The organism is Solemya velesiana gill symbiont (assembly GCF_002020805.1).
Lineage (GTDB): Bacteria > Pseudomonadota > Gammaproteobacteria > Chromatiales > Chromatiaceae > Sedimenticola_A.
Genome location: NZ_MPRJ01000086.1, coordinates 1 through 11,038, shown reverse-complemented (window position 1 = coordinate 11,038; position 11,038 = coordinate 1). Strand labels below are relative to the sequence as shown.

The window sequence follows — 11,038 nt, the reverse complement described above, 5'->3', positions numbered from 1 at the left end:
ATCTTTTCAAGATTCGATAAACTGGATGTGATGTTCACCTTCTTTATCCTGGCTTCACTCATCTCAGACACGGTGATTAACGTGAACAGGCCCTAATGAAAATATCCTGCTGACCAGTTCTGCAGTTGCTTTCTGGTGACCATTCAATTGCGCTCTTGGCCAAAGCGCTTTAAGTTGATGGAGCGGTGCCTGTCTCCCTGTGTTGGAGACGAATGCGAGATGGCAGATTCCTCTCGGGGTGGTTGCGACCAGGCATTCCCCGAAGGGGGTCTCATGGAAGCCGTACTGGATCTCCAGGCCCTTGCCTTTGAGTTTGTATTCCCCGGGGGTAACCGCTTCGATGTTAATCATCTGGTCGTGAAGGCGGCCGGGGCTGGAGAGGCCCGCTTCAAGGGAGGTGCTCAATACGCTCTGGGATTCATCCAGCAGCTTTTTGGCGAAATCCACGGTCAGGTATTGGAGAAACTGTTTAGGGCTAACGCCGGCCCAGCGTGTGAAAAGGCGTTGGGCATGATAGGGACTCAGGTCGAGATAGTCTGCCAGATCCCCGAGTTCCGGCTGCTCATGGGCGTGTTGTGTAATCCAGTGAATGGCCTGTTCGATACGCTGATAGTCGGATGGCATGACCCGCCCCTGCATGTTGCACTCAATTCGAGATTAACACGCCAGCACGGGATAACCACCCGATTGTTGCGCTGATCTGACGCTGATTAATCCAGGCGTGTTTTAACGGTACTGGATACCCTGGTGGCCTTTTTCCTTGCGCTCCCGATGTCAATATCCCTGGCCAGGGCGACCCCCATGCGGCGCTGGCCTTTGACTTCGGGCTTGCCGAACAGCCTGAGCTGGGTATCAGGCTCCGACAAGGCTTCGGCCAGGTTGCTGTAATTGACCTGGGTGGAGTCTCCTTCCACCAGGATGACGGAGGAAGCGGATGGGCCGTGCTGAACGATGTTGGGTACTGGCAGTCCCAGTATGGCTCGGGCATGCAGTGCGAACTGGGAGATGTCCTGGGAGATCATGGTTACCATGCCAGTGTCGTGAGGGCGGGGAGAGACCTCGCTGAACCAGACCTCGTCACCCTTGATGAAGAGGTCCACGCCAAAGATGCCTCGGCCACCCAGGGCGGCGGTTACCTTCTCGGCAATCGCCCGGGATTTTTCCAATGCAGTGTCGCTCATCGGCTGGGGCTGCCAGGACTCCTGGTAGTCGCCGCCCTCCTGGCAGTGGCCGATGGGTTGGCAGAAGCTGGTGCCGTCACGGTGACGGATGGTGAGCAGGGTGATCTCGTAGTCGAAATCCACAAAGCCCTCGACGATGACCCTGCCGGCGCCGGTGCGACCGCCCTCCTGGGCATAGTTCCAGGCGGTATCGATGTCTGCTTCGCTTTTCACCAGGCACTGGCCCTTGCCGGAAGAGCTCATGATGGGCTTTACCACGCAGGGGATGCCGATCTCCTGGACCGCATCGAGGAACTCACCCTTGGTATCTGCAAAACGGTAAGGGGAGGTGGGAATGTCCAGCTCTTCGGCAGCCAGGCAGCGGATGCCTTCGCGGTTCATGGTCAGGCGGGCGGCCCTTGCGGTGGGCACCACGTTGAAGCCTTCACTCTCCAACTCCACGAGGGTGTCGGTGGCAATGGCCTCGATCTCAGGCACGATATAGTCGGGCTTCTCAAGTTCAATCACGCGACGCAGTTCGGCACCGTCGAGCATGGAGAAGCTGTAGGCGCGGTCGGCAACCTGCATGGCCGGGGCGTGCTCGTAGCGGTCGCAGGCAATCACCTCTATGCCCATGCGCTGAAGCTCGATCACCACCTCTTTTCCCAGTTCACCCGAACCGCAGAGCAGGACTTTGGTGGCGGTGGGTGAAAAAGGGGTTCCGATAGTGGGCATGGGGATCTCCGGTAGCTGTTAATTCGAATGCGGGAGTTTGCTGTGAACCGTGGTGAAAATCAAACCGCGGGAGGTTCTTCTATCCATTTTGCCTTAGCGTTGGTTTCAACTCTTCCGGCAATTCGAAGGCTTTTGGCTGGTTGCTGACTAGACAGGTGAAGGCAAGGTAACAGGCCGTGAGCTGCAGGTCTGCGCTGTCGTCCTTGTCGCCATACAGTCTGTCACCGACTACTGGAAATCCGATACTGGCGAGATGTCGGTGTATCTGGTATTTGCGCCCGATATCGATACTGATCTCGAGCCGTGACCGGTCCAGCTCGGGATCATGTTCGATAAGTCTTGCATGGCTACGTGCAGGACGGCCATCTATTTCTGAAGCGATGGTGAGTGTCTGTTCCCGGTCTGGAAACTGGCCATGGACGATAACCTGGTATCTCTTGGTGATGGATCTTTCTTGGAACAGCCTCGCCAGGGCGGTAGCCACCTTAACCTGGTATCTCTTGGTGATGGATCTTTCTTGGAACAGCCTCGCCAGGGCGGTAGCCACCTTCTTTTGATGGGCGACCAGGATCAATCCAGATGCCGCACGGTCCAGCCGGTGAACAATGAAACCATTTCGTTCTGGCTGGAGGTGTTGCTCGGCCCAACGGTATATGGTGCAGTGATCGCTCCACTTGGAACCCTGGGACAACATGCCGCGGGGCTTGTGCCAGACCGAGTAGGCGCCTTCGTCGGAAACCAGCTTTGCAGGCTGAGGTTCCGTGGCGAGTATCTTCTCGTCGTAATAGAGGTGCAGCTTGTCACCTGTCTTCATTGGCTTGGCCTGGCGGCGCAGGCGCCGGGTGTGTTTCCCGCTGGTCAGCCAGGCGGCCCCTTTCAGCATGGCCGATTTGATACGCTGTTTCGATAGCCCGGATGCTTCGGCGAACAGTTCCACCGGGTTGTCACCGTTCTGCACGACATCGATGTGGCACTCAAAGTGTTGGCTGGACAAGTTGGCCTCTTCAGGGGAGTGGTGATGTTGGGTTCATTATACCTGCAACAGGATGAGGGGTTTGACCAGGGTCAAGGCGTCTCTTACAGTGGCGGGTATCGTTCCGTGTTTATGAAGAAGATGAAATACAGACTGTTGATTTCCCTGGTGTTACTGATGCCTGCACTTGGACTTGCCGGTTTTGACGAGGCTGAAGAGGCCAACAGGGCTGGGGACCGGGAAACCGCCTTCATGGAGTACAAGTTGGCAGCCCTCAATGGGGATATCCGTGCCTTTGGAAAGCTGGGCGGTCTCTATCTCCACGGTGTCGGAACCCCAAAGGATCCGGTCATGGCCTATGTCTGGTTTGGTTTGAGCGATCTTGCCGGCGATCGCTATGCCAAGGGCTACCAGGATGCTGTTGCAGGCATCATGACAAGCGCCCAGTTCGAGACGGCCAAGGAGCGGTTGGCCGAGTACCGGGAGAAGCTTGGCTTGAGCAAAAAGCCTGAGGACCAATAATCCCGACAGCCTGCTGGAAGGGCGCTAGGCTTCCTTGTCGGATTCTGCTGACTCTCCCCGCTGGCTCAATGCGCCGCCGGCTGAGCTGAAAATCAACGCGCCGGCCATTGAGAGAAGAATGGTGCTGTCGAGCATGTCCATGGCTATCCATAAGGCCAGGGTGAGCAGTGCAATGGCTGCTCCCACCACCACCCCGTGATGAAATCCACGTTCTCTTGCGATATAGCCTGCCAGGTGGCCCGGAAAGAAGGGCATGGCAAAAAAGAAGACGTTGTACACCATGGCGTGCCACCCGGATGCGGTGTGAGCGTACTGGGGTGACAGAAACAGCCAGATCAGTCAGAGCAGGGGATAAGAGGCGATGCCGATAAGTACAGCTTTCCAGTTCATGATCGATTAAGTGGTTTGGATAGATGGCGAAGGAGTATACCTTAAGTCGCAGAGTGCTCCTTGACTTAGATCTTTACAATCAGCCCCGGCTTCAATGGCCTGGCTGAACCAAGCAAGTGAGCTGTAGCTGGTGGTGGGCGTCCGCCGTATCCAGATAGAGCATGCCGTCCGTTACAGTCAAAGACCACTCGAGGGTGCGTTTCAACTCGTTTGCCAGAGGGTCGAGCAGGTTCTCCGGCAATGGTGTGATGGTCAGGTTATCCAGGGTGCCAAGACGGTTGATGTTTGCTTGTAGCCAGCGATCCTGGCGTTTGCCGTAGAGAAAAAGCGTCACTTGATTTGCCTTCCTGCAGGCAGTTTTCACTCTCTCCGGTGACGGTTGACCCACCTCGACCCAGCGGCTCATTTTCTCGCCAGGCCGCTGCAGCGAGATGTCCGGTGTCTCCCCTTCACATATAGATGGTGCTCTTGTCGGCCATCCCGGATTCGTGGTTACTGGTTCTGGATTCGCTGGAACAGCGCGCCGATGGCCTGGCTCAGTCGCTCGGAACGCTCAGGGTCGCGCAGGGCGCCGAGCAGGGGCGCGCGCATACCGGGAAGAAAGAGCAGGTCGCTCAGGCACTGGTTGAAAAACTCCTGGCCCTCGTTGTTCTCTGCCAGCCGCTCAAGGTATTGCCGGCGAATGGTCTCATCCTGGAGGATTTCCCAGGCCCGCCCACTGATGGCGGCCAGCAACTCCACCTTGGTGGCACTGTCATGAGCAAGGGCGGTGCTGATCAGTTCCTGTTTCAGGTTGTGTGACTGTGAACAGGATACCGCCCGGATGCAGGCGGCTACCAGCATGACGTTCGGATCGGGCTCCGATAACAATCGTTTCATGCGTTCCCAAACCGCCCGGGTAACGGCCATGGTAAGCGGTTCATTCTCCAGGCAGTGACAGAGGGCTTCCAGGGGGCGGTCAGGCAGCTCGGGAATGGTAGTGACCAGCATCTGCTCGATCTCTTTGTCGGCCTGGAGCGAGGCGATCTCAGCGATACCCTGGTAGCCGACGAATGACCATTGGTCCAAACCCAGCTCGCCGCTGAAGTACTGTTTGGCGTGTTCGAAGTACTGTGAAGGTGGTTGCTTCAGCGGCCGGGTGGCCTGGGCGTGGAATACCGCCATGCGATCATCCCTGGGCTTGAAGGTGTAGGGATTGTCCTTCAGTACTGCGTCCAGTTTCTCGCTGCTTTCTGTGGCCTGCAGGTTTTCGCTAACGCGCTCCACGAGGCGATGCATGAAATCGTCCCGGGCGGCCTGAAGCAGTTTGCCTTGCTCGTCGAGAGGGAAGCGCAGGAACCAGATGAAGGGTTCGATCTCACGCTTGTCGTCCTGGAACAGCAGGGCGAACCAGCCCTGCTGTTGCATGGGGTAGGGGTAGGGCAGTTCGTTTTTCTCGAATTGCAGAAACTGGTCGCGGGTGATCTTGGTGATTCTGCGCCCCATGTCGAATATTCGAAGGCGAGCGCCGGTGGCTTCAAGAAATTCCGTGATGGTGCTGATGGGATTGTCTTCTGTCATCGTGTTTTGCGCGGGTACTTAGCTGATCCAGTCGATCATGTGGTGTTCCAGGTTATCGGCTTCAAGTTCACTGATCACCCTGCCACAAACGGAGTTGCCAGAATCGAAGACCGTGTGCTGTTCACCGGAGACCAGTGGGTGCCACTCCGGCAGGGATTTGCCTTCGGCCAGCAGGCGGTAGGCACAGGTCGCCGGCAGCCAGTAGGGATCTTGCAACACTTCCAGGGTCACGGTAACGCAATCGGGGAGGTTGACCGAGCGATTGGGGTAGTCGGTGCAGCGACAACTCTCCTGGTCGAGGTAGCGGCAGCAGACGTTTGTGAAGAAGATCTCCTGGGTCTCCTCGTCCTCGAATCGGTGCAGGCAGCATTTTGCACAGTCGTCACAAAGGGACTCCCACTCATCGGGAGTCAACTCAGTGAGGGGTTTAGCTGTCCAGAAACCGGGAGCCGATTGCGCCATTGGCAGTACCTAGGGAAAAAGGGGCATTCTATCTTTTTTGTGCGCTGAGATCCTAGGACCTGTGAAAAAGGCCTTGAAAACACGGCAGAGAAAGAGACTGGGGGTGGGCGTGAAGGAATCGTTTTTAAGGCTTCGATAATGGACCGGGACAAAAAACATGCCCTGGTTATGGGGTTTTATATGCACAGCGTGTCTGGGCGATGACAATTCATGGGTGCGTCACACAGTGAAATTTAATGTTAATCGTGTTGTAACAGTTAACATGCTGAATTTTGTACAAAAAATAAATCGTATAAAAAATGAACAATCTAAAGGGCGTTTAGGTGCTGTAAGGCCTGTCTGCCAGTTTCAGCAGGTTTTCCACACTGTTATCCACAGGGAATGTGGAAAAAATGCTAACCGTTGGCCACAGTTGAAAAAAAACGGTTTGTGGCCGGTCTTCAGGCCTCTGCCGGGTCAGTTTTCGACCGATGACGGATGACGGGTTCTGATGGTGTTCTGGTGTTCTGAAAGCTGTGCAGCCTTGGTGATCTTCCGATCCAGTTCAACGTTGGCCTGGCGGCGGGCTTTCAGCATCTGTTCCAATTCCTGCAGCCGTTTTTCTGAGAGTAGCAGCGCCTGCTCAATCGCTTTTTGCTCAGTCTCAAGTCGTTGCTTTTGGAATGCCAACTCATCAATCCGCTGCTGTGAGGCAGGCTCGGCCTGGATCAGGGTTGGTAGCAGAAGCGCCAGGCAGAGCAGTTTTTTCGACAACATGGGATGGTCTCGCACACTTGTAGGGCTGGGAATTATAGCCCTGCGTGCAGAGTAAAATCGTTGACCGGCTTCAAACTTTTTCTCAGAAGAGTCGGTTAAGCCCGTTCAATGCCGCGACCCGGTAGGCTTCCGCCATGGTGGGGTAGTTGAAGGTGGTTTCGGTAAAGTAGAGCAGGGAGTTGGCGCTCTCTTTCTGGGCCATGATCGCCTGGCCTATATGGACGATCTCGGCGGCAGTTTCACCAAAGCAGTGGATGCCGAGGATCTCCAGGGTTTCGCGATGGAAAAGGATCTTTAGCATACCCACGGTGTGACCGGTGATCTGGGCACGGGCGATGCTCTTGAACATGGCGTGGCCCACCTCGTAGGGCACCTGCTGGTCGGTCAATTCCCGCTCGGTACGTCCGATGGAACTGATCTCGGGATTGGTGTAGATGCCGGTAGGGAAGTCTTCGATCAAACTCCAGTCGCATTCACTCTTGGCAATGTGAGCGCCCACAAACCTGCCCTGGTCATAACTGGCGCTGGCCAGTCCCGGCGCGCCGACGACATCACCCACTGCATAGATGTGGGGATGGGTGGTCTGGTAGCTCTTGTCCACCTCGATCTGTGCCCGCCTGTTCACTTCCACGCCAACCTCATCAAGTCTCATCTGGGCGGTGTTGCCCGAACGGCCGTTGGCCCACAGCAGCAGATCGGTCTTGAACTTCTTGCCCGACTTGCAGTGCAGGATGACGCCATCTTCCGTCGGTTCAACCCGTTCGTACTCCTCGTTGTGGCGAATTACCACGCCCTGGTTGCGCAAGTGGTAGCTCAAGGCGTCGGTGATCTCGTCGTCCAGGAAAGAGAGCAGCCGGTCACGTGTGTTGACCAGGTTCACCTTGACGTCGAGGTTGCAGAAGATGGAGGCGTATTCGCAACCGATGACACCGGCACCATAGATGGTCAGGGACTTGGGTGTGTGTTCCAGGCCAAGCACCGTGTCACTGTCCAGGATATTGGGATGGCTGAAGTCGATGTCAGGCGGATGATAGGGGCTGGAGCCGGTGGCGATGACAAAGTTGTCGGCCTTGTATTGTTCCGCGCTGTTGTCAGCCGCTTCCACTTCGATGGTATGGGCATCGATGAAGCGTGCACGGCCGAACAGTACATCCACCCCGTTACGTGAGTAGTAGCGGTAGCGGGTGCTTACCTGGTCCTGGATGACCGAGTCGGCCGCTTTGAGCAGTTGTGGGTAGTCCACGTTCACCTGCTCCAGGGTGTGACTGAACAGCGGATTGCGCTTGTAGTCGACCAGCATCTGGATACTGTGGCGCAGGGCCTTGCTCGGGATGGTGCCCCAGTGGGTGCAGCCGCCGCCCACCTGCTCGTGCATCTCGACTATGGCAACCCTGTGCCCGGACTTGGTGAGTTTCATGGCGGCGCCTTCCCCGCCGGGGCCACTGCCAATCACTATGGTGTCGTAGTCTGTTGTGCTCATATTTTGTTGTTGTCAGTTGGTCATAAAGATGCTGCTATGCAGCATACAAAAAATTAATGAAAGCGAAGTATACTCTTGTGAATGGAATTAGGCCACAGAGAATCTCCACTGTGAAATATTGGTTGGTTTGGGGTTTTGATATGGGGACAATAGGCGCTTTTGAACATATTGGAACCTGCATGTTCAAAATTGCTGTTGACCCGGGAAATCGATACCTATGAATGAGCGTCGCGCCGACATGGCCTGCAGCCTGGTCCTGCCCGTGGATGGCATGACCTGTGCTGCCTGCTCAACCCGCCTGGAGCGGGTGCTCAACAAGCAGCCGGGTGTGAGCGAGGCGCGGGTGAGCTTGGCGGGCAATACCGCCAGTGTCGATTACGAAAAGGGTGAGATTACGGCTTCCGATCTGGCCAGGGTGATCGCCAAGGCCGGATTCTCCGTGCGTTCCGAGGTGATCGATCTCGACATCAATGGCATGACCTGTGCTGCCTGCTCTACACGCCTGGAGAAGGTGTTGTCGAAAGTGTCCGGTGTGGAGAGTGTCGCAGTCAACCTGGCAACGGAACGGGCATCCATTACGGTACCGGTGGGTGCCGTCCCCACAGAGACACTGATTGACGTGGTCAAGAAGGCGGGTTTCGAAGCTAGGCCCAGGGTCAGTGCCAAGGCCCAGCGAGAGGCACAGGCCCGGGAGGAGCAGCGTCGTACCCAGGCGGAACTCAACAAGCTGAGACTGGCTGTAGTATTGACCCTGCCACTGGCTCTGCCCATGTTGTTCATGCCCTTTGGTGTGGACCTGATGCTGCCCTCCCTTTGGCAGTTTCTGCTGGCTACCCCGGTACAGTTCTGGATCGGCTGGCGTTTCTATGACGGTGCATTCAAGTCACTCCGCGGCGGTGCAGGCAACATGGATGTGCTGGTGGTGCTGGGCACCACGGCGGCATGGGCGTTGAGCAGTTGGGTGACCTTTTTCGGCGGTGCCGGAGAGGCACTCTACTTCGAAGGTTCCGCAATGGTTATCACCCTGGTGCTCTTCGGCAAGTGGATGGAAGGAAGGGCCAAGCGCAATGCGGCATCTGCCATCCATGCCCTGATGGATCTTCGTTCCGACACGGCACGGGTGGAGCGTGACGGTATTGCGATGGATATTCCTGCCGAGAGCGTTATCCAGAACGAGGTCGTGATTATCCGCCCGGGAGAACGAGTGCCTGTAGATGGGCGAATTCTCGAGGGCGAGAGCCAGTTGGACGAGTCACTTATCACTGGAGAACCCATTCCTGTTGCCCGCGGTGAGGGCGAGTTGGTCACCGGGGCCTCGGTCAACGGAGACGGCCTGCTCAAGGTGCAGGCAACCACGGTGGGTGCCGAGTCCACCCTGTCCAGAATCATTCGCCTGGTAGAGGATGCCCAGGCCAGCAAGGCACCCGTTCAGCGTTTGGTTGACCGGATTTCTACCATCTTCGTGCCGGTCGTGGTTGTGATATCGCTGGTGGTCTTTCTGGGCTGGTGGCTGGGTGCAGGGGATCCGGAAACAGCATTTGTTGCCGCGGTATCGGTGCTGGTCATTGCCTGTCCATGCGCCCTGGGCCTGGCGACTCCAACTGCCATCATGGTGGGTACCGGCATGGCTGCCCGTTACGGTGTACTGATCAAGGATGCAGAGGCCCTTGAGCAGGCGCACCGGGCAGATACCGTTGTTTTCGATAAAACCGGTACCCTGACCCGGGGAACCCCCGGCGTTGAAACCTGCTTTGCTGTAGATGGCGATGTCGAGAATCTGTTGCGGATCGCCGCTTCTGCTCAGCAGGGCAGTGAACACCCTCTTGCAAAGGCAGTGGTGGCAGAGAGCAATGAGAAAGGGTTGGCACTATTACCGGTGAGTGGATTTACCAATCACCCAGGTCGTGGTTTCGGTGCAACGGTGGATGAGATGAAACTGTTGATTGGTAGTCGCCGCCTGATGGAGGAGCGGGATGTGGCGCTAACCGATTGGGCAGAGCAGGCTGCTCTGCTGGAGAGCACAGGGCATACCCTGGTCTGGATTGCGGATACCACGGCATCATCCCGGTTACTCGGTTACATCTTACTGAGTGACGGGGTGAGAGCCGGTGCTGCAGAGGCAGTGGCCGATCTGCATTGTAAGGGCCTGGATACGGTGATGCTGACCGGAGACAATCGTTATGGGGCAGCGTCTATCGCTTCTGCGATCGGTATCGACAGGGTGATTGCAGAGGTGCTCCCAGGCGATAAAGCGGCTGAAGTGGAAAGGCTGCGCAACGAGGGTAAACATGTGATCATGGTTGGTGATGGTATCAACGATGCACCTGCCCTGGCTGCAGCAGGTGTCGGTATGGCAATGGGCAGTGGTACAGACGTGGCAATGCATACCGCCGGCATTACGCTGATGCGGGGAGAGCCTGGCCTGGTGGTGGATGCCATCTCCATTTCCCATGCGACCTACCACAAGATAAGGCAGAACCTGTTCTGGGCGTTGATCTATAACGTGATAGCCATACCCCTGGCCGTATCCGGACTGCTCAACCCGGTCATCGCCGGGGCTGCCATGGCCATGTCATCGGTGAGTGTTGTATCCAACTCCCTGCTGTTGAAACGTTGGCGTGGAAAAGGGAAATGAGCGGTCTTCAGTTGCTGGACAGTGCTTGCTCCAGCGTTTATTGGCAAGTCATTACCATCCCGATTCCTTGTTTGAGAGCATCTCCAGGGCGTGTCTGCAATTGCGCTGAGAAGATTGTTACATAGCCGAAGCTGCCAGTTTGTGCCGGGCAGTGTGAGGCGTCTACTTGGAGCGGATCTGCTGTTGCCAAACCCCGGGGGCTTTCGGGTCCAATTGTATGGCGGTGATGATGAACCATCCATATGTGGTGATGTATTGCGTTATCATCGAAGGCGGTTTCAAGTAATAACTGCAATTCAATTACGCAGCAAGCAAATCTACTTGCCGCCCCATAAATAATTCATTCGGTGATCGATAGCCTCTTG

At 56.4% G+C, this 11,038-nt stretch carries 11 protein-coding genes; 2 read left to right on the top strand and 9 right to left on the bottom strand.

Annotated features, from left to right (window positions below; all coding sequences use genetic code 11):
- Nucleotides 1–63: 63 nt before the first annotated feature.
- The 3 genes from BOW53_RS11145 to BOW53_RS11135 form a co-directional block, all read right to left on the bottom strand.
- Complete coding sequence (locus BOW53_RS11145; protein WP_172838878.1) at nucleotides 64–624, bottom strand: helix-turn-helix domain-containing protein; 561 nt, start codon at nucleotides 622–624, stop codon at nucleotides 64–66.
- Nucleotides 625–710: 86 nt separating this feature from the next.
- Nucleotides 711–1,895: a formate-dependent phosphoribosylglycinamide formyltransferase gene (gene purT / locus BOW53_RS11140; RefSeq protein WP_078488061.1), complete on the bottom strand. Its 1,185-nt coding sequence runs from the start codon at nucleotides 1,893–1,895 to the stop codon at nucleotides 711–713.
- 79 nt (nucleotides 1,896–1,974) lie between these two features.
- A complete protein-coding gene (locus BOW53_RS11135; protein ID WP_078488060.1) occupies nucleotides 1,975–2,889 on the bottom strand; it encodes an RluA family pseudouridine synthase in 915 nt (304 codons plus the stop codon).
- A 24-nt stretch (nucleotides 2,890–2,913) separates the two neighbouring features.
- On the opposite strand from BOW53_RS11135, the gene BOW53_RS11130 reads away from it, so the two are divergent.
- A complete protein-coding gene (locus BOW53_RS11130; RefSeq protein WP_078488059.1) occupies nucleotides 2,914–3,390 on the top strand; it encodes an SEL1-like repeat protein in 477 nt (158 codons plus the stop codon).
- 24 nt (nucleotides 3,391–3,414) lie between these two features.
- Here the strand turns inward: BOW53_RS11130 and BOW53_RS11125 are convergent, their stop codons facing one another.
- The 6 genes from BOW53_RS11125 to sthA form a co-directional block, all read right to left on the bottom strand.
- Entirely contained in the window at nucleotides 3,415–3,672 is a 258-nt protein-coding gene (locus tag BOW53_RS11125) for a hypothetical protein (RefSeq protein WP_078488058.1), read from the bottom strand.
- A 199-nt stretch (nucleotides 3,673–3,871) separates the two neighbouring features.
- Nucleotides 3,872–4,237: a YaeQ family protein gene (locus BOW53_RS11120; RefSeq protein ID WP_078488057.1), complete on the bottom strand. Its 366-nt coding sequence runs from the start codon at nucleotides 4,235–4,237 to the stop codon at nucleotides 3,872–3,874.
- A 35-nt stretch (nucleotides 4,238–4,272) separates the two neighbouring features.
- The gene (locus BOW53_RS11115; protein WP_078488056.1) at nucleotides 4,273–5,340 is read right to left on the bottom strand and encodes a DUF3549 family protein; all 1,068 of its coding nucleotides are present in this window, start codon (nucleotides 5,338–5,340) and stop codon (nucleotides 4,273–4,275) included.
- A gap of 18 nt (nucleotides 5,341–5,358) precedes the next feature.
- A complete protein-coding gene (locus tag BOW53_RS11110) occupies nucleotides 5,359–5,802 on the bottom strand; it encodes a YcgN family cysteine cluster protein (protein WP_078488055.1) in 444 nt (147 codons plus the stop codon).
- Between the two features lie 456 nt (nucleotides 5,803–6,258).
- Entirely contained in the window at nucleotides 6,259–6,558 is a 300-nt protein-coding gene (locus tag BOW53_RS11105) for a hypothetical protein (protein ID WP_078488054.1), read from the bottom strand.
- A gap of 82 nt (nucleotides 6,559–6,640) precedes the next feature.
- On the bottom strand, nucleotides 6,641–8,038 hold the full coding sequence (gene sthA, locus BOW53_RS11100) for a Si-specific NAD(P)(+) transhydrogenase (protein ID WP_078488053.1): 1,398 nt from the start codon (nucleotides 8,036–8,038) through the stop codon (nucleotides 6,641–6,643).
- Nucleotides 8,039–8,255: 217 nt separating this feature from the next.
- On the opposite strand from sthA, the gene BOW53_RS11095 reads away from it, so the two are divergent.
- A complete protein-coding gene (locus BOW53_RS11095) occupies nucleotides 8,256–10,673 on the top strand; it encodes a heavy metal translocating P-type ATPase (RefSeq protein WP_078488052.1) in 2,418 nt (805 codons plus the stop codon).
- Nucleotides 10,674–11,038 lie beyond the last annotated feature (365 nt).